This window comes from Pseudomonas sp. S4_EA_1b, assembly GCF_016307435.1.
GTDB classification, from domain to species: Bacteria; Pseudomonadota; Gammaproteobacteria; order Pseudomonadales; family Pseudomonadaceae; genus Aquipseudomonas; species Aquipseudomonas rhodesiae.
Window position 1 is genome coordinate 1 of the sequence record NZ_JAEILC010000010.1, and the last position, 22,012, is coordinate 22,012.

Here is a 22,012-nt window from a genome sequence, read left to right on the forward strand (position 1 = left end):
GCCGTCCCCTATGCCGATGCATCCCCGTCAGCAACGGCGTGACGGGGAGCGAATCTGAGTGGAGCGGGTGAAGGGAATCGAACCCTCGTTATCAGCTTGGGAAGCTGGAGTAATGCCATTATACGACACCCGCTCAGAGCGGCTGACTTTGTACCAGATGCGCGCTGGGATTTGAAGTTTTTCTTTGGAAAATGTGCAGGTTGCGTGCATCTGCCGAGGTGACGAACGGCTTCTTGCCGGCTCACCATGGTGAGCCGGCAAGGCCTCTGCGGTTCAGAGTGCGAACGCATGTTGCGTTTGGCCGCGGTCGTAGCGCGGCCGGTTGATACGCTGCTCCGGCTTCAAGAAACCCACCACGGCGTCACGGCTGTCCCGACACGCGGCTTTGTGTTCCATGTCCAGAAAGTGACCGGTGGCCTGGATGCTACTGAAGCTGCTGTTCTTCACATATTGACCGAATAGCCTGGCATCGTCGGCGCTGGTGTATTCGTCCCATTCGCCGTTGACGAACAGCACCGGAATGTCGATCTGCTTGGCCGCCTTGAGGTAGCACAACCGGTCGCTGTCGAGCACTTGGCTGATGTGGAAATGCATCTGCCCGTATTCATGCTCGGCCAGGCTGCTCACATGCTTGTGGTTGAACCGTTTGAACAGCGAGGGCAGATGCTTGCCGATGGTGCTGTTGACCAAGTGGCCGACACGGTCGCGGTCGAGGTTGCTCAGGTAATCGACGCCGCGTTCCAGGTAGTCGCGCATGGGCGCATTGATCACCGGTGAGAATGAGCTGATCACGGCTTTTTCCACCCGGCGCGGGCGCTGGGAGAGGGCGACCAGGGTGGCGGCGCCGCCCCAGGAAAACGACAACACATGTTCGGCGGCGAAGTGCTCGATCAGCTCCAGCAGGATATGGCCTTCGACGTCCTTTGTGAGCATATGCTCGTGGCGGTTATGGAGTTTGGAACGGCCGGCGTAGGGCTGGTCGTACAACACCACATTGAATTGCGGGTGCAGGCTCTTCACGGTTTGGGCGAAGGATGCCGTGGTGGCCATTGAGCCGTTGACCAGAATGATGGTCTTTGCAGCGGCATCCGCGCGATAGAACTCCGTGTAAACCCGATACTGACCCTGTATATCCAACACAGCGATTTCTGGCCTCATGTCGTAAGACTCCTGGCAAGCGGGTAGGGCGCGCAGAACACTCTGCACGAGCTTTGTGACAGGTAGGCATACGCCTGGAAAAGGAAGGCCCATGTCGGTCCGATTACGGCTGGCCGGCGGGTGTTGTTATGGCGGGCGGTTTGCCTGGAGGGCCCGTGGATCAAGCGCGGGCAGGGCAAGGTGGGTCTTGGAGTTTATAGGCGACTCGTCAGTCATATTGCGGCTGACGGTTTGATTCAAGCAGCAGACCCGGGATGCCGCAAGGCGCTCAAATAGGTTTTTGCAGTCGCCGGCTGAATGGTCGTCAGACCTGTCTGATTTCTGCGTCGGTCAATGCCCGGTACTCGCCCGGCGCAAGGGTCGCGTCCAGCACCAGCGGGCCCATGCGCTCACGATGCAGGTCGATCACTTTATTGTCGAAATGTCCGAACATGCGTTTGACCTGGTGGTAGCGGCCCTCGACGATGCTCAACCGCGCGGTCCTCGGCCCCAGCAGCGTCAGTTCGGCGGGTTGGGTGGTGAGGTCTTCGAAGGCAAAGTACAAGCCTGCGGCGAACGTAGGCGCGTACTCGGGGCCGATGTCCTGTTGCGTCTCGACCCGGTACACCTTGGGCAACTTGGTCTGCGGTTGAGTCAGCCGGCGCGACCATTGGCCGTCATTGGTGATCACCAGCAAGCCCGTGGTGTTGAAGTCCAGCCGCCCGGCAATATGCAGCTCGCCCTTATCCGGCTCATCGAGCCAATCGAGTACGGTCGGGTGTTCAGGATCCAACGTCGCGCTCACACAGCCCCTGGGTTTGTGGAGCATGAAATAACGCGCCGGCTTGCCCGCCTGCAGCACCTCATCGTCCAGGCATACCCGGCTGAATTCGCGCACTTCATGGTGAGGATCGCTGACGGCAACGCCATCGACCCGGATCCGCCGCTCCACCAGTAACAGGCGTACCTGTTTTCGATTGAAACGCGGCAGGTTGCTGAGGAAACGATCGACCCGCATCAGGATCGCTCGGCGTCGCGCAACTGTTGGTCGACCTGGGCACAGCGCGGGCACAGGCAGGCTTGGTTACGCAGGGCGTCCGGCAGGGCTTGCAGCACCGCCGGATCGATGGTGACGCTGTAGCACCAGCAGGCTTGGTCGACGCGGCGAGGGTCGGCCAGGGCGCAGTCGTTGCGGGCGCCGCAGGCGGGGCAGAGGGTGGGCGTGGTCATCGGTCGGTTCGGGCGGTATCGGGCAAGGAGCCGGTCCATTCCGGCGTGCCTTGCACGATACAGGGCCGACCTTGCCTCGGCTACTCAGAGCTGGAACTTGCTGACCAGCACATTGAACGAGGTAGCCAGGCGCGACAGGTCCTGGCTGGAGGCGTTGGTCTGGTGCGCACCGGCGGCTGTCTGAGTGGACAGGTCCTGAATGTTAAGCAGGTTGCGATCCACTTCACGGGCCACCTGGGCCTGTTCTTCCGATGCGGACGCGATGACCAGATTGCGTTCGTTGATCTTGGCCACGCTGGCGGTAATGCGTTGCAGCGCTTGACCGGCACTTTGCGCCAAGGTCTGGGTATTGTTGGCCCAGGTCAGGCTCTTGTTCATTGCCGCCACCGCGCCGTCGGCGCCCACCTGCACTTCGCCGATCATTTTTTCGATGTCGACCGTGGAGGTCTGGGTGCGATGGGCCAATGCCCGCACCTCATCGGCAACCACCGCAAAGCCGCGACCCTGCTCACCGGCCCGCGCCGCCTCGATGGCAGCATTGAGTGCCAGCAGGTTGGTCTGGTCGGCGATGCTACGGATCACGTCGATCACCTTGCCGATCTCGCGTACCTGGTTGGCCAGGTCGACGACCGATTGCGTCGAGTCGTTGATCTCCACCACCATCGACGACATGCCGGATACCGCCTGCTCCACCTGCTGGCGGCCGTCTTCGGCTTCGGCGGTGGCCTGGCGCGAGGCTTCGGAGGTGGACGCGGCATTGCCGGCCACTTCGTCCACCGCGGCGGTCATCTGGTTGACGGCAGTGGCGGCCTGTTGGATTTCGTCATTCTGACGGGTCAGGCCACGGGTGCTTTCATCGGTGACCGCACTCAGTTCTTCGGCGGCCGAGGCCAGTTGATCCGAAGCATTGGCGATTTCCATCAGGGTGTTTTTCAGGCCGCCCTGCATGTCCGACAGTGCCATCAACAGTTGCCCGGCTTCGTCGGTACGTTCGGTGAGGATGGCGTGGGTCAGGTCACCGCTGGCAATGCGTTGGGCGCTCTGCACCGCTTGGGCAATGGGGCGGGTGATCAGACGGGTGATCAGCACGCCCACGGTGATGGCGATGATGAACGCCAGTACGATGCCACTGATCATCCACGTCAAGGCGCTGTTGCGCAGCTCGTCGGCGGCGATGGCGCCTTCTTTGATCTGGCGGTTGTTGGACTCGATGATCACGCGGATCAACTCGCGGGCCTGGCGGAACAGTTCGTTGTTGGTGGTGTTGAGTTCAGCCCGAGCCTGATCGATCTTGCCGCTGTCGAGCATCGCTGTAATGCGTTCGGCACTGCTGATATAGCTCGGTAGCACTTTATCCAGTTTGTCACCCGCTGCCCGTTCGTCATCTGCCAGTGGCGTTGCGCGGTAGGTGGCGTAGGCATCCTGGCTGCGCTTGAGTTCGTTGGCGATGTCTTGGCGTACGCGGTCGCGGTCTTGCTGGGACACATCGCCTTGGCTGGCGTCCATCAGGCGGTACAAGCCTCGGTTGTGCGCGACGATCCCATTGAGGGTGGCGGCCGTGGTGCTCACAGATACAAGGTTGTTGGAAAACGTGAGTTCCAATGCCGTGGACAGCCTGACCACGCCCTTGATACCCAGCAAGCCAACCCCGAGGGTGACCAGCGCACACAGTAAAAACGAAAGCAGCAGCTTGGTTGAAATTTTCATGGTTCGAATCCGGGGACGTTAGCGAAGTATGCACGCTAGAGCCTCCCTGGCTGCACGCGACATCATAGTGACATCATGGTAAAGCGAAGAGTTTCAACATCCAAAAATTAACTGAAACGTTAAAGCTCAAGATTGGATTCGAGCTGCGGAAGTGCAGCGTCCATAGGCATTTATCAGAGGCGGCCTAGGTGTATCAAGTTGTTACAGGAACGCACCAGATTCCGTTTTTGATGTCAGATATTTCGTCATTCAGTGAAAGCTGAATGCCGCCCTTCAGCGTCGCTGAAGGTGCTCTTTCGCGGTCCAGGAGGCCGCCATGTATCGACGAATGCTGCTCAGCGCTTTACTCGGTCTGACCCTTTCCGCTTGCGTGCCTTATTACGAGGGAGGCCAGAGCTACTACCGTTCCGAGGTCTATACCTCACCCGCGCCGACGTACTACTACGGGGGTGGCTCGGTGTATCAATACCGGCGTGATTACTACCCTGCGCCCCGTTACTACGCACCGGCACCGCGTTATTACTCTGCGCCGCGCTACTACCAGCCGGCCCCGCGCTATTACTCGGCGCCGCGTTACTACCCGTCCGGGCCGCGCGCCGGCTACCGGCCTTATCCCAATCAGGGCTGGGGGGATCGCGGTGGGCATGACCGTCGAGGCGACCGTGGCGACCGTGGTGGCGGACGCGGCGGTCATTGGTAAGTTTCCCACTATCGAGCGGCGCATCTAGCGCCGCTTTTTTTCGTCTGCCGTTTGTCGGAACTGTCATATTTGACAGGTATCCTTCGCGCTCCAGATGTATTTCACTCACAGGGATCAGAGTGCCGGTCAGGCATGGAGCGTCCAGTGGTTAAGCGATCAATCTGCCTGCTTGTGGTGATGATCTGCGGCGTTATGCACGCCAGCGCGAAGCAGGGGTGTCCGTACGCGTCCTCCGTTCAATTAAAAGAGGGGCGTTTCCAGGCGCGCGATGGGCAGCTTTTGTGGCAGGGGCCTAAGGTTACCCAACTGGATTTCGTCAGCGGGTTCGTGGGCGCATTGTTCATTCCTACCCAGGGGCAGGCCCGGGAAAACGGCTACGTTGAGAAGTGCATCTACCGAACCAACGGCGATCAAGTAATTGCACTGCGCTATGGCGGCTCGGAGGAGGTCGACAGCGTGTCGCTGACCAGCAGCCTGCATTGGCGCCTGGCCAAGGATCCCTTCGGCCAGGACATCTATATCTGCGATGACAGCCAGCCCGATAATTGCTCTTTCACCATCGACCGTTCCAAGCACTGAGCTGTCAAAAGTCGGAAAGGTCTGCCAGAGGGTGCCTACCCTCCCACGCTTTGTTGAAGTGCGCCTGCACCACGGCGTCCGGGATCGTATTGATGTCCGGCCAGTGCCAATGAGGCGTCTGATCCTTGTCGATCAACCGCGCACGCACGCCTTCGGCGAACTCCGGGTGACGGCAGCAATTGAGGCTGAGGGTGTATTCCATCTGGAACACCTGGGCCAGGGACAAATGCCGCGCGCGCTGGATCTGCTCCCACACCAAGTGCGCCGTCAGCGGGCAACCTTCACTCAATGTTTTGCCCGCGCGGTTGAACAGCGGGTCGGCATGCTCGCGCAACGCACTCAAGGCCCGCCACGCACAGCGCACATCGCCCACGTCCAGCCAAGCGTCGATCTGCGCGCGCCGCGGCAGCCATTGCGCGTCGGGTTGCTGGTCGTGCGCCTCCTGGGCCAGCGCCTTGAGCAGGCTGTTGAGCTGCATCGCGGTCTGTTCCTGCCAATTCAATTGCAATAGGCCCTGGAGCAGCTGATCTTGCTGGTCGTCCCGTAGGAAACGGTCGGCCAGCCCCAGGTCCAGCGCGTCACGCCCATTGATATGCGCTCCGGTCAGGCCCAGAAACAAACCGAGTTTGCCCGGCAGGCGCGATAGGAACCAACTGGCCCCCACGTCCGGGTACAGGCCGATGCTGATTTCCGGCATGGCCAGCCGGCTGCTGGGCGTGACGATGCGCACCGCCGCGCTTTGCAGCAGGCCCATGCCGCCGCCCAGCACATAACCGTGACCCCAGCAGATCAGCGGTTTGGGGTAGGTGTGCAAACGGTAATCGAGTCGATATTCGGCGGCAAAAAAGTGCCGGTGTCAATTCTTTCGCGCAAATCAAGAAGGACTTGAAACCGTATATGGGACAGTAGGTTAGCTCCTTTCGGGGCCGCTTAGAAGAAGAGCGGCGTTGTCGGCTAGGAGCGACATAGGAGCGTTGGGAGAGAAAGCCGCATCGCACTGTGTAGTGCTGGATTGCCGAGGAACGGCGGGCCTGTCGCATCATCATAGCCCAACAGGCTCGGCGGCATCCAGAATGAAGAACGCGCAGCCTGGGCTGCGCGTTCGATGGATGCCGTTGAATAGCATGCGGTGCAATCATGGCGGCTTCGGTGGTGTGCTGTGGGTCGCCGTGCCCTTCCTGAATCCTCGATCCCCCGCCATGAACGCTTCCAGCATATGCGGGATCAGCGTCGCCGCATCAACGGCCTCGCCATACGCCTGCGCGTGTAGCGCGGCGTAGCGGTCGAGGTCGACTTTCAAGCTGGTCGGGCAAACGAAAGTCAGCTTGGTGCTCTCGGTCTTCGGCAGCGGGCCGAGCCGCAGCTTCTTGGTCGTGCTCATCGTGAAGTCCCCCGGTTGAAGAACAGCGGCTGGTACGGCCGCAGCACCAGATCCCGGTTGACGATGATGCGAACCGGCAGGCCCGGCCGTTGCGTTAAGGTCGGCTGGATGTTGAGGTTGCGCCGGGTCATCTCCTGGCCGACCTGATTGATGCTGTCCTGCGCGCTGTCGCGCCCAGCGATGATGACGCGATCACCATCCTGCCGGTTCTCCGGCGCGGCCAGCTCGGCACCGACGCCCAGCAGCGTGGTGAGTGCCGCACCGGCAAAGATGCGGCCCCAGTGGTAGTCCACATCGTCCTCCAGCCCGGCATAGCCGGCTGGGTCGGTGCCGGCCAGGTTGTCGAGCGTGAGCGAAGACGTGTCCGGCAGGATGATCCGGTTCCAGACGACTTGAACGCGGCTCTGCCCGTAGCTGACCTGGCTGTTGTATTTGCCCAGGATGCGCGAACCCTGCGGAATCAGCAGGAAGCGCCCGGTGGCTGTGTCATAGACCGGCTCCGTCACCGTGGCGATCACGTCGCCGGGCAAGTCCGACTTGATGCCCGTCACCAAGGCACCTGCGACCACTGTTCCGGCCATAACCTGATACGGCGAAATTGGCAGAGTCAGATTGCCGGAATTACGGGTTTCAGTGGGGCCAGCTTTCATGAAAGCCTCTTTCTGGTCTTGCCGGTTTTGCACCGCTGTCGGGTCAGCAGGTTGGGCCGCCGTGGAGGCCGGCCCGGCCGCCAGCGGGTCAAACGCCGCATTGGCGGCGAAGCCCGGCGCAGCGGCCACCTGTGTCTGCGCTACCGGCGCCGCATTCTGCCCACCCGAGCGGAAGAACACGGACGAGGCCGCGGCCGCCTCGGCTTCTTTTCGCAGGGCATCGTTCGGGTCGTGACCGGGGGCCGCGTAGGCAGCCGTCGCCGGTTGCTGCGACTTCACGATAGCCGGGCCAAGATCGCCCGGCAGCGGTGGCCCTAGTTCGGGAACGGCAGGCAGCAACGCCGGCGGCAGCTTGGAATAGTCCGTCGGCAGCGCATCCAGTCCTTCCGACTTTGACACGCGATCGACGTTGTAAAGCTCGGTCTGCTCGCCTGTGCTGCGTCGATGAGGTTGCAGCGACCACATCAGCGCGCCGAGCACGGCGACCGCTAGGACGCCGGCAAGGATGGCCAGCGAGCGCCGGTTCAGGCGTGTGACTGGACGCGGCTGGGCGCGCAGCGCCACTGCCTCCGGCGCCACCTTGTCCGCCTGCGGCGCGGCAAGGTCGGGAGTGTCATCCTGGCTCATGGTCAGTTCCTCCGTGCAACACCATCGGTGCGCTCGATCCGCACCACGTCGCCGCCATCGCCGCCCAGCCGCAGTTCGGCCGCGCCGAACAGGCGATCCACGACGTAGTACGGCGAGCGAAAACGGTAGTTCACCAGTTGCCCGTCGCCCTGCGCGCCGATGACAAACAGCGGCGGCAGCTCGCCCTGGGCGATGCCCGGCGGGAACTGGATATAGACCTTCTCTCCATCATCGAAGGCGCGCAGAGGCTTCCACGGCGGGTTGCTGCCCGATACCGCGTAGCGGAAGCGGATCTTGTCCAGCGACAGGCCCGTATCGACAGGCGTTGTTGCCTGCGCTGCCTGCGCCTGGCGCTGCAACGCGAGCATTCGGTCTTTCGGATAGTCCCAGGACACCGACGCCATCCATGCCCTCTCGGTCGAGGTCAGCTCCAGCAGGTAGGTGCGCCGACTGGTGGTGATGACGAGATTGGTTTTCAGACCGGAGCGGATAGGCTTGACCAGCACATTGACGCGCAGATCGGCCCCGCCGCCGCTGGACGTGTCGCCCACGATCCAGCGCACGGTATCGCCGGCGGCGACCGTTACCAGTTCCTCGCCCGGTTGAAGCGAAACCACCGTCACGCGCCCCGGCGACGCATAGACCTGATAAAGCGCGCCATCGGTGAACGGCCACACCTGAATCGCGTTGACGTAGCCCTCACGGGTAGGCGCGATACGCGCTTCTGCATTGGCACGGGAAACGCGCACCTTTTCGTCGGCCGGCTCCGGCGCAACGGGGGCCTCATCGAGTTCCGGCAGGGGCTTCAACTGCGCCGGCAGCGCCAGCGGTTCAGGGACGGCGACGACTTCGACGGGCTTGGGCGGTTCGGGCAACGGCTGGGCCAGCACCGTCTCGTCGAGCGAGATGGATGGCGGCGGCTTCCCCTGCGAGGCGCAGCCCGCGAGGGCCAGCAGCGTCAAAGGAACAACGTAAAGGCGGAAACGAAGTTTCATGGTTTGGCTCCTTCGGAAGAATCCAGTTCGCGGCTCCATGACAGGCCGTTGACGTAGATACCCAATGGGTTCTTGAGCAGGCGCTGTTCAGTACGCGGGGTTTGCAGGACGGTCGAAAGCACGGCGTTCCAGCGTTCGGTGCCGGCGGGCGCACCGTTGACATAGCGCTGCTCTGTCCAGCGCACGTTGAAAGACGTGTCGCTCGCGCGAACCACGCTGGTGATTTGCACCGTTACCGATTCCTTGCCGATGCGGGCGAATGGGTCATTGGTGCGGGCGTAGTCGTTGAGCACCGCCGCGCCCTTGTCGGTGGTGTAGTCGTAGGCATCGAGCCAGTTCTGCCGCACCACGATGGGGTCGATGGACAGCGAGCGAACCAGCGTCACGAAGCGCGCCAGGTGGTGCGCGATCTGCGCGTCGCCGGGCCGGTACGGCGTGGCGGCCTCTCCCACGGCGCGCACCTGCCCGGCTTGATCGACCTCGATGACATAGGGCGTCACGATGGACTGCGCCGAGCGCCACACCAGGCCGCCGGCCATCAACAGCGCGAGCACTAGGCAGCCGAAGGCCATCAGGCGCCAATTCTTCGCCTGCACGCGGGCGGAGCCGATACGGTCGTCCCACACCTGGGCGGCGGCTTGATACGGGGTGGCAGGCTGCGGCGTATCGGCGTAGCGCACCTGCGGTCGTTTGAATCGCATGGGTGTTCTCCTTGAAGGTTAGGTATCGGAATCCCGCAGGCTCGGGCCTTGCCCGGAGCCGCCGCCGTCGCCGCCGCGCAGCGTGTGGGCGGCAGTGGTCGCGGCATGGGTAGCCTGCTGGCGGCGGTGCATCCGCTTGGCCCAGGCCGGTTGCTCTTGCTTCTGCGAGCCTGCGGTGCCGTCTGCGGTCTGGCCGGGGCCAGCACCGTCGCTGCCGGCTTCTGTGCCGTTCCAGCCAGCGCGGAAGGAGTCGGCCACCTTCTGCCCAACAGCGGAAGCACCAGAGGTGACGCTGCGGCCTGCGGCTTGTGCGCCAGTCTTGGCGACATTGCCGAGGCCAGCCGCCGCGCCCTTGGCACCGCCGCCGGCCGCAGCGGAACCGGCCTGGAACGCCGATCGGGCACTGCCGGCCGCCGAAGTCGCGGCACGCGCACCGGCACCGGCCAGCTTTGCGGCCGCCGGGGCCATTCGTGCCCCGGCCATGACGGCGCCGCCCACGCCCGTTACGGCGGCGCCGATGGCAACGCCGGTGCCGACAGCCCCGACCGCAGCACCAGCCATCGCGCCCGCACCAAGCTGTGGCGCACCGGACACCAGGCCGGTGGCGATACCGGGGCCGAAAATGCCCAGCGCCAGCAGCGCGAGCGAGGCCAGCATCACGACCAGCGCGTGGTCGATGGATGGTTCGTCGGGATGCACCTGGAACTCGGCGAACAGGCCTGAACCGATGCCGACGATGACGGCCAGCACCAAGACCTTGATGCCTGACGACACCACGTTGCCTAGCACCTTTTCCGCGAGGAACGAGGTCTTGTTCCAGAGTGCAAACGGGATCAAGACGAAGCCGGCGAGCGTAGTCAGTTTGAACTCGATCAGCGTGATGAAAAGCTGTACGGCCAGCACGAAGAAGCAGAGGATCACCACCAGCCAGGCGATGAACAGAACCACGATAGGGTCGATGTTCACGAACACCTCGGGGAACCCAGCCATGTCCCCGATCTGTTCCAGAATCGGCGCGGCTGCGTCGATGCCGGTCTTCGCCAGCCGGCCCGGCTGAAGGAAGTTCTCCATCGTGATGGCCGAGCCGGTAGCGGTAATTCCCAAGCCGGCGAACGAGCGGAACACGATGCTCGCCAGCCAGTTGAAGTTGCCGATGATGTAGGCGAACGCGCCGACACAGAGCACCTTGCGCAGCAGCTTGGCGATCACGTCGTCGCCCTGGCCGGTGGCGTGGCTCATGGCCCAATACAGGCCAGCGATCGTCATGTCGATGACGATGAGCGTGGCGGTGAGAAATGCCACTTCGCCCTGCAATAAGCCGAAGCCCGAGTCGATGTAGCGCGAGAACGTATCGAGGAAACGGTCGATGATGGTCACGTCGTTCATGGCGAATCCTCGGGCGGAGTGAGCGGAACGGCGCCCTCTGGCAATTCATCTGCGGGCGTATCGAAGCTCGGCGGAATCGGCGGGAGTTCAGCCAGCGAGTTGTATTCATCCGGCCCGGTATGGCCGGCGAAGAAGCGCCGCCGGAAGGCTTCAGCGGCGGCGCGGCAGGCATCCTCGCCCACGGCCTGCCGGTCGGCCGCGCATTGCCCGCGCAACGCCTTGAGCCGCACCGGATCTGCGGCCAGGGCGTCGGCCAGGTTCTCGGCCGGCTGCTGGCCGCACGCGGTCAGCAGCACGGCCATCAGGACGGAAGCGCATCGCATGGCCGCCTCCGGTCAGTTGTTATAGAAGTTGACGGACTGCGGCGTGTACGGCGTGCCGGTGCCCAGAAAGCGCCGCCGCACTTCGCGGGCGCGCTCCATAGCCGCCGCTTGCCGCGCCAGTTCCAGTGAAGCGGCCCGGTCTTGCGTGATCTGGAGCTGCTGCGCCTGGATCGACTGCTTGGCCTGCAAAGCCAGGAGCTGGTTCGTCGCCTGCATCGCTTGCAGCGCGCCGGTGGCCGACTGGCTCTGGCTCACGAGATCGGCCAGCGCGCTTTCGTCTTGGGCGAGGTTCTGCGACACCTGCGCCTGCATCCGCATCGCGGTGTGCAAGCCGTTCAAGGTGTTCTGCCAGCGTTCGCGGGCGTCCTGTGCCATGCGGTCGCCGCTGATGGTGGCGGCGTACTGTTCCGGGTACAGGCGGGCGAACGTGGCATCCATGCTCTGCACGTCGTAGGCCAAGCCGCGCGCCTCGGCGATCAGGCGCTCGGTGGTGGCGAGCGTCGAGCGCAGGCGGTTGACGATGTTGAAGTCGAGATTTGCCAGGTTCCTGGCCTGGTTCATCAACATCTGCGCCTCGTTCTGAAGCTGGTTGATCTGGTTGTTGATCTGTTCCAGCGTGCGCACGGCGGTCAGCGTGTTCTGCACGAAGTTGGACGGGTCGAACACCGTCAGCGCGGATGCGGGCTGCACGGCCAGCAGCGATACCGACAGCACGGCAGCGAGTGAGACAGAGAGCAAACGGGGCTTGGTCTTCATGGTGAAACCTCCAGCGGTTGAGAAGCGAGAAAGGAAGCTGCCGCCGGAGCGGACGGCAGCAGGTCGGCGGCCCAGCCGAGGCCGCGATGGCGCAGCCACGCGCCGGCGAAGCCGGGAGCGCCGGCCTGCGTCAGCACGCGGTCAATATCGCGTTGGTCTTGAGGGGTGGATGCGCCCGCGAATGCGAGCGCGACAGGCCCCAGGTCGAGGTCGAACAGGCGATTGCCGAGGCGCGACTGGTAGTAGTAATCGCGCTTGGGCTGTGCGGTCGCCACGATCTCAATCTGGCGGCTGTTCAAGCCGAAGCCTTCGTAGATCGTGCGAATCTGCGGCTCGGAGGCCTGCGGGTTAGGTAAGAAGATCCTGCTCGCGCAGCTTTCGATGATGGCTGGCGCGATGGTCGAGTCCTTGATGTCGGCCAGCGACTGCGTGGCAAAGATGACGCTGACGTTCTTTTTTCTGAGCGTCTTGAGCCATTGCCGGATGCGGGCCGCGAAGGACGGCTCATCGAGGAACAGCCACGCTTCATCGAGGATCAGCAGCGTGGGCGCGCCGTCAAAACGTTCGTCGAAGCGGGCGAACAGGTAGCGCAGCACTGCTTGCACGGCGGCGGGGCTGTGCATCAGTTCTTCCATCTCAAAGCCCTGCACGTCGGCCATGCCCAGCCGGTCGTGGTCAGCGTCCAGCAGCTTGCCGTGGGCGCCGCCCAACACATAGGGCGCGAGCGCTTGGCGCAGCGCGTTGGACTGCAATAACACCGACAAGCCGGTCATGGTGCGCTGCTCCACTGGCGCACCGGCAAGGCTTCGCAGCGCCGACCAAATGGCAGCCTTCTCGTCCGGGCCGACCGTCACGCCTTCGTGCAGCAGCCGGCCCTCCACCCATTCGGCGGCCCAGGTGCGGTAGCCCTCGTGGGCTATTCGCGCGAGTGGCTGGAAGGCGATGCCGCCATCGGCACCGAGGTCGTAGTGCTCACCGCCAAGGCCGAGGATGGTGGCGCGCATCGAGCGCCCCATGTCGAAGGCGAAGATCCGCGAGCCGAAGTAGCGCCGGAACTGCATGGCCAATATGGCGAGCAGCACCGACTTGCCCATGCCGGTCGGCCCGGCGACAAGGGTGTGCCCCACGTCGCCGATGTGCGTCACCAGCCGGAACGGCGTCGCGCCATCGGTGCGGGTGACGATCAGCGGCGGGCCATCGAGGTGTTCGTTCTTCTCCGGCCCAGCCCATACCGCTGACATCGGCATCATGTGCGCCAGGTTCAGCGTCGAAACGATGGGCTGACGCACGTTCGCGTATGCGTTGCCGGGGACGGACGACAGCCAGGCATCGACTGCGTTGAGGGTTTCGGGGATGGTCACGAAACCCCGGCCCTGGATGACGCGCTCCACCATGCGCAGCTTCTCGTCGGCCACGGCCGGGTCGGCGTCGAGCACCGTCACCGTGGCGGTGAGGTAGCCGAAGGCGACTTGATCGCTGCCCAGCTCCTGCAAGGCGGCATCGGCGTCGGCGGCCTTGTTGCTGGCATCGGTATCGACCAGCGGGCTTTCCTGCTGAAAGATCGTTTCGCGCAGCAGCGCGATGACGTTCTTGCGCTTGGCGAACCATTGGCGCCGCAAGCGCCCCAATTCCCGTTCCGCCTCGGCTTTGTCCAGGCACAGGAAGCGCGTACTCCAGCGATACGCAAAGCCCAGGCGGTTGAGGTCGTCCAAGATCCCCGGCCAGGTCGAGGTCGGGAAGCCTCGTACCGACACCACGCGCAGGTGCTGATCGCCCAGCATGGGCGCCAGGCCGCCGACCAGCGCGGCATCGGCCAGCAGTGCGTCGATATGGAACGGCACGTCGGGCACGCCGACGCGATAGCGCCGCGTGGAGACTGTGGCATGCAGGTAGGTCAGCGTCTGGCTATCGTCCAGCCAGGCAATCTCCGGCATCACACCATCGAGCAGGTCGAACACGCGATCGGTCTCTGCCACGAAGGAATCAAGCCGACCACGCCAGTCCACACCCTCAGTGGGCCGGTTCTCGTACAGCATCCCAGCCGCACGGGCGCGAGACTCTTGCGGCGGTAGGTGTTGCAACGTGAAGTGATAGACGCTCTCGAAATGGCCATCCGACTCCTCGAACGCCGCGCGTCGCTCCTCATCCACCAGCCAGGACAGTGGTTCGGGAAAGGAGGATTGCGGATAGCTCGATGCCCGCATCCGCTCGGCCTCGATATAGAAGGCCCAGCCAGACCCGGTACGGCGAAGCGCGTTGTTCTGCCGCGCCGACGTGGCAATCAGCTCGCCCTGTGTCGCACTGTCCAAGTCGGGGCCGCGAAACTGGAACGTGCGTTGAAACGAACCATCTTTGTTCAGCACAACGCCCGGCGCGACCAGCCCGGCCCAGGGCAGCCAGTCGGCAAGCAAGGCCGGGCGCTGACGATATTCGGCAAGGTTCAGCATGGCGTCCTCCCCTCACACGTCCAGAAGCGGGCGGTGTTTGATATGCCGCGCGAAGACCTGCATGAACTGCGGATCGACGCGCGCACCCCATACGGCCAGCGAGTGGCCGACGATCCAGAGCACCACGCCGGGAATCCACAGTTGCAGGCCCAGCCCGACGGCGGCGGCTAGCGTGCCGTTGGCAATCGCCACGGTGCGCGGCGCACCGCCCAGCAGGATCGGCTCGGTCAGCGAGCGATGCAGCGGCACTTCAAAGCCCGGAAGATCGGTGGCCTTACTCATACGACGGCCCCTCCGGAGAAGCTGAAGAACGACAGGAAGAACGAGGACGCGGCGAACGCGATGGACAGGCCGAACACGATCTGGATCAGCTTGCGAAAGCCGCCGCTGGTATCACCGAACGCCAGCGCAAGCCCCGTCGAGATGATGATGATCACCGCCACGATCCGGGCGACTGGCCCTTGGATGGATTCGAGGATGGAGGTCAGCGGCCCTTCCCACGGCATCGAGGAACCGGCGGCCTGCGCCGTGCCCGCCAGCAACAGCATCAGCGCGGCCAGCAGCAGCCCTTGCCCTGCGGGACGGGCCAGGTGGCGCAGCCGCGCCATGCTGGACAGGCGAGAAATAGGATTTACGGAAAGACGGAAAGCATCAACGTGCGTCATGGCAGTTCTCCAGGTTGGTCAGGGGTCGAGGAAGGCGCAGCGGCAGCGGCTGCAAGAGGAACCGGCGGCAGCTCGGGAAACGGCGTTTCCAGCGCATCTGTCAGGCGATAGCCCGCACCGTCGAAGCCGACGACACGGGAGATGGTTTCGACGTGACGTTTGCGGCCACGGCCTGCGATGTGAATCACCACGTTGACCGCCTCGGCGATCAGGGCGCGGGGCGGATTCACTGCCACTTCGAGGATCAGTTGCTCCAGACGCAGCAGTGCGCCCAAGGCGGAGCCGGCATGGATGGTGGCAATGCCGCCGGGGTGGCCGGTGCCCCAGACCTTCACCAAGTCCAGGGCTTCGCCGCCACGCACTTCGCCGACGATCACGCGGTCAGGCCGCAGGCGCATCGTGGCCCGCACCAGCTCGGTCATTGTGACGACGCCGGCGCGGGTGCGCAGCGGCACATGGTCGCGGGCCGCGCATTGCAGCTCGATGGTGTCTTCGAGCACCAGCACGCGGTCGCCTGTGGCGGCGATCTCGGCCAGCAGCGCGTTCGCCAGCGTGGTCTTGCCGGTGCTGGTGCCGCCGGCGATCAGGATGTTCTGCCGCTCGCGCACGGCGCGGCGCAGGAACTCGGCCTGCCCGGCGGTCAGGATGCCGTCGGCCACGTAGCGATCCAGGCCGATGATGCTCACGGCCCGCTTGCGTAGCGCGAAGGCTGGCCCCGGGGCGGCCGGAGGCAGGATGCCCTCGAAACGCTCGCCGGTTTCCGGCAACTCGGCGGTCAAGAGCGGCTGGCCGCGATGCACCTCCGCGCCGACATGCGCGGCGACCAGGCGGATGATGCGTTCACCATCGGCCTCGGGCATCTCCACGCCCAGCGGCGAGCGACCCGACGACAGCCGATCCACCCACAGGGTGCGATCGGGGTTGAGCATGATTTCCACAACATCCGGATCTTCGAGCGCAGCGGCGATCAGCGGCCCCATCGCCGTGCGCAGCATCTGGATGCGGCGATCCTGGGACGCCGCGGCGGATGAGCGAGATTCAGGCGGAATCTGCGGAACGGCACTCATGACGCACGCTCTGCAGCTCGCTCATCGGCGGACGCCATCGCTGCTGCGTCATCCATCCGCATCGGATCGGGGTGCAGTTCCTCCACCACGTCGCGCACCAGACTGCGGCCACGCAGCAGGTGGCGACCCAACTGCTCGACGAACTGCTCGAAGCGCGCTTTGCCCTGGGCGCGGGCCGCGTCCTTGTGGGCTTCTGGCACCGGCGTGCTGATGGTCAAGAAATAGCGGATGAACAGCGCCAGCGTTTCGATCTGGATGTTCTGGTCGCGCTCCATGCGTTCGGTCTGCCGCGACAGTCGATCCAGCCGCTTGGCAATGGCGGCCTCACGCTGGTCGCCCGCATCGGGTGACAGCCAGGACGCCAAGGCCGCTGCGACGATGGAGGACTTGGACACGCCTTTCTTGGCGGCAAGTTCATCCAGGCGCTTGGCGTGCTCGGGCTGGATGAAAAGATTGAGGCGGTATTGGCTCATAGGTCTATTCCGTCGTTGGGGTCGAGAGAAGCCAGCCGGGCCGTGCGCTGCATGGCCGGGTCGAGCTGGCCGGGAAGCGGGAGCGCCAGGTCGTCGTCATCGAGCAGCTCCAGGTCGTTCGCACACGCGTCCAACTCGGGCTCGTAGGCGACGGTTTCGGAGAGTTCGAGCTGGCGGCGCGGGCCGCCGTCATCGGTGCCGCCCGGACCATCGGCGGATACCGAGGTCGGCGCCGTAGGTACGGCCGGGATCGCCAAGCCGCTCCAGTCGTCGGGGCGGGCTGGCGGCGCGTCGGCGTACCTCCCGACTGCGAGCACGGGCGGTGGCAGGACGCGATCCTTGAAATTGGCGTCGACGTAGTAACGCAGCTTCTTCGCGCGGATCGGGGCAACGCTGGACACCATGACTACGGCGTCCTCAGGTGGAAGCTGCATCACCTCGCCGGGCGTCAGCAGCGGACGTGCAGTTTCCTGACGCGACACCATCAGGTGCCCCAGCCACGGAGCGAGGCGGTGGCCCGCGTAGTTGCGCTGCGCGCGAAGCTCGGTGGCGGTGCCGAGGGTTTCGGAAATCCTTTTCGCCGTCCTTTCGTCGTTGGTGGCGAAAGTCACCCGGACATGGCAGTTGTCGAGGATGGAATGGTTCTGCCCATACGCCTTGTCGATCTGGTTCAGGCTTTGAGCGATGAGAAAGCTGCGGATGCCGTAGCCGGCCATGAAGGCAAGCGCGGACTCGAAAAAATCGAGGCGACCCAGCGCCGGAAACTCGTCCAGCATCAGCAGCAGCTTGTGCCGGCGCGCGATGCCATCGCTGCCGTCGAGCGATTCGGTCAGCCGCCGCCCGATCTGGTTCAAGATGAGCCGGATCAGCGGCTTGGTGCGGCTTATGTCGGAGGGCGGCACCACCAGATAGAGCGATACCGGGTGCTCGGCGGAAATCAGGTCGGCGATGCGCCAATCGCAGCGCGATGTGACTTCGGCCACGGTCGGGTCGCGGTACAGGCCGAGAAACGACATGGCGGTGGAGAGCACGCCCGATCGCTCGTTGTCCGACTTGTTGAGCACTTCGCGGGCAGCGGATGCGACAACCGGGTGAGGCGCATCGCCCAGGTGCTTCGTCGTCATCATCCGGTGCAGCGTCAGCTCGAACGGACACGCCGGGTCGCTGAGGAAGTTGGCGACGCCGCGCAGCGTCTTGTCCTCGCCTGCGTACAGAACATGCAAGATTGCACCGACCAGTAGCGCGTGGCTGGTCTTCTCCCAATGATTGCGCTTCTCTAACGCACCTTCAGGGTCAACCAGAATGTCGGCGATGTTCTGCACGTCGCGCACTTCATGTGCGCCGCGCCGGACTTCAAGCAGCGGGTTGTAGGCGGCCGACTGCCTATCGGTGGGGTTGAAAAGCAGGCAGTGCGAAAAGCGCGAACGCCAGCCCGCCGTGATCTTCCAGTTCTCTCCCTTAATGTCGTGAATGACGGCGGACGCCGGCCACGAAAGCAACGTAGGCACCACCAAGCCCACGCCCTTGCCCGAGCGCGTGGGTGCGAAGCTCAGGACATGTTCCGGCCCCTCATGTCGGAGGTATTGGTCGTCGTGTTGGCCGAGGAAGACGCCCGCCGGGAGGGTCAGTCCAGCTTTGCGGATGTCGACGGCATCGGCCCAGCGTGCCGAACCATAAGTCGTAACCAGCCGCGACTGCCGAGAACGCCATACCGACATGGCGATGGCGACGAGTAAAGCGAACAAACCGCTACCACCCGCAATCGCACCGCCTGTGTCGAAGACGTGCGGCGCGTAGGCATCAAAGAAGAACCACCATTCGAACAAGCGCCACGGGTGATAAACCGGTACACCTAGAAGATCGAACCAGGGCGATCCGAGGCGTACTTGATAGCCAAGGGTCGCTGCTGTCCATTGTGTGGCGCCCCAGACGCCGGCGATCACGATGCCGATTACCACAGCGATCTGGCCGAACAGAACGTTCGTCCCTTGCATGACCTGTCCTCCGATTTCTCCTGCGCTGGTGTCTCATTGAAAGCGTTGCACAGGGGGTGTCGCAGGCGTCAGGATCGGTTCTGGGCTAGTGCCGGTCAAAGACCGTTCGCAGCACAATGGTCGAGGGAAAAGAAAGAATGAGCGCGGTGGCGAGTCAAAGAAAAGCGCCGCAAGCGAAAGCGCACTGCGGCGCATACAGAGTTCCAAGCAAGTTACCCAAAAAAAGCCGTCAATGGGCCTTGCTTCCACTCATAGGCAATATTTAGATATCATGAAAAACGATGATATTTAAGATTGGAATAAAAATGAAAAATATCAAGAGTATGGATCTCAACTTGCTCAAGGCGCTGGACGCATTGTTAGACGAACGCAATGTGACACGGGCGGCGGCCCGTCTGGGACTAACCCAGCCGGCCTTGAGTGGCATGCTGACGCGGTTGCGCGAGAGCTTCGGTGACCCGCTTTTCGCGCGCTCGCAGCGGGGTATCGTTCCAACGCAGCGGGCGCTGGATCTAGGGATGCCTGTCAAGCAGGTGCTCGCCGAAATCGACGCGCTGCTCCAGCCACCTTCCTTCAATCCGGCCACCGCACAACTGACCTTCTCCATCGCCGCGACGGACTATGCGCTGCGTGCCGTTGCTGTCCCATTTCTATCGGCACTTAAACGGCACGCACCGCGTGTACGAGTCTCATTAGTGCCAGTCGAGAGCGGGCAGCTACAGAACCAGCTTGAGCGCGGTCAGATCGATTTAGCCCTCCTGACGCCAGAGATCACTCCGCCAAATCTGCATGCCCGAGAGCTGTTCAAGGAACACTATGTGTGTGTCCTGCGGGAAGACCATCCTGCGGCTATGGGGCGCAAGCTGACCGTTAAACAGTTCTGTGCTCTCGACCATGCGCTTGTTTCCTACGATGGTGGAGGTTTCCGCGGCGTCACCGACGATGCGCTAGAACAGTTGGGCAAACGACGCAGCGTCACACTGTCGGTCAAGAGCTTTCTGATCTTGCCAGACATCCTGCGTGCCAGTGACATGGTTGCGATCTTGCCGAGCCGCTTGGTCGCCGGTATGGACAAGCTGGCTATCTCCCTGCCGCCGGTGAAGATACCGGGGTTCACCAAGACGGCTGCTTGGCACGAACGCACCCATCACGATCCAGCACATCGCTGGATACGAGCACTGCTGTTCACTTCCTGTGCTAACAACAAGTAGGCAAGATCGCTCCTATCGTCATGCTCAGCACAACTCTACCTCGCACTACAAATAAGCAATCAGTCGGCTCAATTGGAGACGCGCCCTTTCGTAGCGCCGCTGCGAGATAGCCTAGTCGGTGGATGGCAGAACCTAGGCCTTGATATCATATTTTATGATATCAAAAATAGAAACTTAGGATTTCACTTATTGCAGATGGAGGCTCATGATTTGCTCCATGACCACTTGAATGACGCAGCCACCCCTGTTGCGTCATCGACATTTTGTGAAGGAGCTTCGATATGAGCAAGCAACAGAACGCCATCCTCTGGCCCGAAGGCTACACGCCGGGCTTTACTGAGAATTTCGCCTCCAATGAGATCATCGCCGCCGGCTTGAGCGCGGCCGACGTATGGCCTCTACTCGTCACACCATCGCTGTGGCCAAGCTACTACGCCAACTCGGCTAACGTGTGCTTTCATGACGGCAAAGGCCCGGTACTGGCCGACGGCGATCGGTTTTACTTCGAGACCTTCGGCTTCCCGGTAGAGGGGCAGTGCAACGAATACGTGCCACCTGCGGATGGGCAACCCGGCCGCGTGGCCTGGCACGGCTGGTCCGGCGAGGAAGGCACAGATACGCGCCTGGATGTGCATCACGCCTGGCTGGTTGAGAACCTGGACGGCAGGCGCGTGCGCATCCTCACGCAGGAAACTCAGAAGGGCAAACCGGCCGAGGAGCTGCACAACGCCAAACCCAACCCGATGATCAACGGCCATCAGGACTGGCTCGACAGCTTGGTCGAGGCAGCGCGCAAAGCCAAGCAGGCGTAGTGGTCTCCGGCCGCTTGATCCCAAGCGTCTGAACGGAGAAAACCATGATGAGAACTCCCCTCAGGATTCTGCTGGTCCTGACTTCGCAGGCAACGATGGGCGACGAACTGCTCAACCGCGAATGGTTCCGCAGTCGGACCGAAGCGAAGGTGCTGATCGAACGTTGGCGACAGTTCTACAACGAGCAGCGGCCGCATAGCGCGCATGCTTACAAACCGCCGGCGACGATCCGGCGCAACTGGATCCAATCCGATAGCATCCCCTCCGAACTCACTGCCTGACTGGCTACAAAGTTCGTACTCAGGTCACCTTGGCGCAGGCACTGAAGGTGGAGCCACCCGGAATGGGTGCTCCCACCGCCTTACGCGCACTGGCTCGAACTCTCCCGAGGCGCCGGCAAGCTCGTCACATAGCGACTAGAGAGAGGAGGTGACCGTACGAGTTCCCAGCGCCCGATCCACTCTGGGAGCTGGGTCGCCTAGCGACTACGCTACCAATGGAGCTAGCGATCAACTCGATAACTTGAGCGTGATAACGCCCAGGATGATCAACGCCACGCCAAGGTATCGCATCAGGGAGGTTGGGTCGCCATAGAAATGAATTCCGACTAAGAAAGTTCCCGCCGCTCCGATACCCGTCCACACCGCATAAGCAGTCCCAATCGGTATCTGACGCTGAGCAAGCCATAGGAAGGCGCCGCTAATTGTCATGAAAGAGACGGCTACTGCGACCCCACTCCAACGCGATGTTGGCTCTTGCGCCATTTTCAGCCCGACCGGCCATCCGATTTCAAACAATCCAGCCAAAACAAGATAGATCCAACCCATTGCGATTCTCCTTCAAATTTTTCATATCCGGCATACATACTCCGGCATGACCACCAGCTTAGAACTTCGGCGGCTCTTTAGGCGTGGTGTGGGGCACATCGCCATCTTCGTAAAAGCGCTTTCGCGTAGCCTCGGCAACCCGGTTACATAGTTGGTCGCCCAGCATTGGTCGATCCAACTTGCATTGCTTGCGCAACTCTTTCAGACGCTCAGGATTGAGCGCTAATTCATCGACTGTCGGAAGGTTGGCTTTATCTGGTTTCCCAGATGGGCTGCAGGCTGCCAATGTCGAGGAAAGCAATATGAGAGCAATCTTCTTCATGGTTAATTTTCTTTGGGAGATT

The 22,012-nt window shown here is 62.9% G+C and carries 23 protein-coding genes, 1 tRNA gene and 2 pseudogenes; 5 read left to right on the forward strand and 21 right to left on the reverse strand.

Annotated elements, in window-relative coordinates; translation table 11 throughout:
* Positions 1 to 59 precede the first annotated feature (59 nt).
* From YA0848_RS02595 to YA0848_RS02615, 5 genes are all read right to left on the reverse strand, one after another.
* Positions 60 to 133 (reverse strand) — tRNA-Gly (locus YA0848_RS02595).
* A 140-nt stretch (positions 134 to 273) separates the two neighbouring features.
* Positions 274 to 1,158: an alpha/beta fold hydrolase gene (locus YA0848_RS02600; RefSeq protein WP_034096369.1), complete on the reverse strand. Its 885-nt coding sequence runs from the start codon at positions 1,156 to 1,158 to the stop codon at positions 274 to 276.
* A gap of 304 nt (positions 1,159 to 1,462) precedes the next feature.
* The gene (locus tag YA0848_RS02605) at positions 1,463 to 2,155 is read right to left on the reverse strand and encodes a pseudouridine synthase (RefSeq protein ID WP_034096370.1); all 693 of its coding nucleotides are present in this window, start codon (positions 2,153 to 2,155) and stop codon (positions 1,463 to 1,465) included.
* Positions 2,155 to 2,367, reverse strand: coding sequence for a cysteine-rich CWC family protein (locus tag YA0848_RS02610; protein ID WP_034096371.1), 213 nt, complete (start codon positions 2,365 to 2,367; stop codon positions 2,155 to 2,157). Before YA0848_RS02610 ends, YA0848_RS02605 begins: the two co-directional genes overlap by 1 nt.
* Before the next feature lie 84 nt (positions 2,368 to 2,451).
* Positions 2,452 to 4,074 carry a methyl-accepting chemotaxis protein gene (locus YA0848_RS02615; protein WP_169903309.1) on the reverse strand — a complete coding sequence of 541 codons (1,623 nt, stop codon included), beginning with the start codon at positions 4,072 to 4,074 and terminating at the stop codon, positions 2,452 to 2,454.
* A gap of 316 nt (positions 4,075 to 4,390) precedes the next feature.
* Between YA0848_RS02615 and YA0848_RS02620 the strand changes: the two genes are divergently transcribed.
* Entirely contained in the window at positions 4,391 to 4,774 is a 384-nt protein-coding gene (locus tag YA0848_RS02620; protein WP_034137340.1) for a hypothetical protein, read from the forward strand.
* Between the two features lie 144 nt (positions 4,775 to 4,918).
* Positions 4,919 to 5,353 (forward strand): DUF3757 domain-containing protein, encoded by a 435-nt coding sequence (locus YA0848_RS02625; protein WP_034112381.1) that lies wholly within the window; start codon positions 4,919 to 4,921, stop codon positions 5,351 to 5,353.
* Between the two features lie 4 nt (positions 5,354 to 5,357).
* Here the strand turns inward: YA0848_RS02625 and YA0848_RS02630 are convergent.
* The 14 genes and pseudogenes from YA0848_RS02630 to YA0848_RS02695 form a co-directional block, all read right to left on the reverse strand.
* Positions 5,358 to 6,200, reverse strand: a pseudogene (locus YA0848_RS02630) (enoyl-CoA hydratase/isomerase family protein); the annotation flags it as partial.
* A gap of 288 nt (positions 6,201 to 6,488) precedes the next feature.
* A complete protein-coding gene (locus YA0848_RS02635) occupies positions 6,489 to 6,734 on the reverse strand; it encodes a DUF2274 domain-containing protein (protein WP_198712311.1) in 246 nt (81 codons plus the stop codon).
* Positions 6,731 to 8,011, reverse strand: coding sequence for a TrbI/VirB10 family protein (locus YA0848_RS02640; protein WP_003092274.1), 1,281 nt, complete (start codon positions 8,009 to 8,011; stop codon positions 6,731 to 6,733). Before YA0848_RS02640 ends, YA0848_RS02635 begins: the two co-directional genes overlap by 4 nt.
* A 2-nt stretch (positions 8,012 to 8,013) precedes the next feature.
* Complete coding sequence (gene trbG / locus YA0848_RS02645) at positions 8,014 to 9,006, reverse strand: P-type conjugative transfer protein TrbG (protein WP_000776560.1); 993 nt, start codon at positions 9,004 to 9,006, stop codon at positions 8,014 to 8,016.
* Entirely contained in the window at positions 9,003 to 9,707 is a 705-nt protein-coding gene (gene trbF, locus YA0848_RS02650; RefSeq protein WP_001211312.1) for a conjugal transfer protein TrbF, read from the reverse strand. The genes trbG and trbF overlap by 4 nt, the downstream gene beginning before the upstream one ends.
* A gap of 18 nt (positions 9,708 to 9,725) precedes the next feature.
* Entirely contained in the window at positions 9,726 to 11,093 is a 1,368-nt protein-coding gene (trbL, locus tag YA0848_RS02655; protein ID WP_001000746.1) for a P-type conjugative transfer protein TrbL, read from the reverse strand.
* Positions 11,090 to 11,416, reverse strand: a complete 327-nt coding sequence (locus YA0848_RS02660; protein WP_014603538.1) for a hypothetical protein — start codon at positions 11,414 to 11,416, stop codon at positions 11,090 to 11,092. The genes trbL and YA0848_RS02660 overlap by 4 nt, the downstream gene beginning before the upstream one ends.
* Before the next feature lie 12 nt (positions 11,417 to 11,428).
* Complete coding sequence (trbJ, locus tag YA0848_RS02665; RefSeq protein WP_003092277.1) at positions 11,429 to 12,172, reverse strand: P-type conjugative transfer protein TrbJ; 744 nt, start codon at positions 12,170 to 12,172, stop codon at positions 11,429 to 11,431.
* The gene (gene trbE / locus YA0848_RS02670) at positions 12,169 to 14,619 is read right to left on the reverse strand and encodes a conjugal transfer protein TrbE (RefSeq protein ID WP_095158518.1); all 2,451 of its coding nucleotides are present in this window, start codon (positions 14,617 to 14,619) and stop codon (positions 12,169 to 12,171) included. The genes trbJ and trbE overlap by 4 nt, the downstream gene beginning before the upstream one ends.
* Positions 14,620 to 14,631: 12 nt before the next feature.
* Positions 14,632 to 14,901 (reverse strand): VirB3 family type IV secretion system protein, encoded by a 270-nt coding sequence (locus YA0848_RS02675; protein ID WP_003092280.1) that lies wholly within the window; start codon positions 14,899 to 14,901, stop codon positions 14,632 to 14,634.
* On the reverse strand, positions 14,898 to 15,284 hold the full coding sequence (locus YA0848_RS02680) for a TrbC/VirB2 family protein (RefSeq protein WP_000150010.1): 387 nt from the start codon (positions 15,282 to 15,284) through the stop codon (positions 14,898 to 14,900). Before YA0848_RS02680 ends, YA0848_RS02675 begins: the two co-directional genes overlap by 4 nt.
* Positions 15,281 to 16,351 (reverse strand): P-type conjugative transfer ATPase TrbB, encoded by a 1,071-nt coding sequence (gene trbB, locus YA0848_RS02685; RefSeq protein WP_023093367.1) that lies wholly within the window; start codon positions 16,349 to 16,351, stop codon positions 15,281 to 15,283. The genes YA0848_RS02680 and trbB overlap by 4 nt, the downstream gene beginning before the upstream one ends.
* Positions 16,348 to 16,824 (reverse strand): ribbon-helix-helix protein, CopG family, encoded by a 477-nt coding sequence (locus YA0848_RS02690; protein ID WP_000085131.1) that lies wholly within the window; start codon positions 16,822 to 16,824, stop codon positions 16,348 to 16,350. The genes trbB and YA0848_RS02690 overlap by 4 nt, the downstream gene beginning before the upstream one ends.
* Positions 16,821 to 18,818 (reverse strand): conjugal transfer protein TraG, encoded by a 1,998-nt coding sequence (locus tag YA0848_RS02695; RefSeq protein ID WP_001163195.1) that lies wholly within the window; start codon positions 18,816 to 18,818, stop codon positions 16,821 to 16,823. The genes YA0848_RS02690 and YA0848_RS02695 overlap by 4 nt, the downstream gene beginning before the upstream one ends.
* A gap of 305 nt (positions 18,819 to 19,123) precedes the next feature.
* Here YA0848_RS02695 and YA0848_RS02700 point away from each other — a divergent pair, with 305 nt between their 5' ends.
* From YA0848_RS02700 to YA0848_RS02710, 3 genes and pseudogenes are all read left to right on the forward strand, one after another.
* Positions 19,124 to 20,029 (forward strand): LysR family transcriptional regulator, encoded by a 906-nt coding sequence (locus YA0848_RS02700; protein ID WP_023093368.1) that lies wholly within the window; start codon positions 19,124 to 19,126, stop codon positions 20,027 to 20,029.
* A 281-nt stretch (positions 20,030 to 20,310) separates the two neighbouring features.
* On the forward strand, positions 20,311 to 20,841 hold the full coding sequence (locus YA0848_RS02705; RefSeq protein WP_000043569.1) for a hypothetical protein: 531 nt from the start codon (positions 20,311 to 20,313) through the stop codon (positions 20,839 to 20,841).
* A gap of 101 nt (positions 20,842 to 20,942) precedes the next feature.
* Positions 20,943 to 21,122: pseudogene (locus YA0848_RS02710) on the forward strand (integrase core domain-containing protein); the annotation flags it as partial.
* 228 nt (positions 21,123 to 21,350) lie between these two features.
* On the opposite strand, the gene YA0848_RS02715 reads toward YA0848_RS02710, so the two are convergent.
* Positions 21,351 to 21,668 carry a DMT family transporter gene (locus YA0848_RS02715; RefSeq protein WP_000539741.1) on the reverse strand — a complete coding sequence of 106 codons (318 nt, stop codon included), beginning with the start codon at positions 21,666 to 21,668 and terminating at the stop codon, positions 21,351 to 21,353.
* A gap of 58 nt (positions 21,669 to 21,726) precedes the next feature.
* Positions 21,727 to 21,990: an EexN family lipoprotein gene (locus YA0848_RS02720; protein WP_000717310.1), complete on the reverse strand. Its 264-nt coding sequence runs from the start codon at positions 21,988 to 21,990 to the stop codon at positions 21,727 to 21,729.
* Positions 21,991 to 22,012 lie beyond the last annotated feature (22 nt).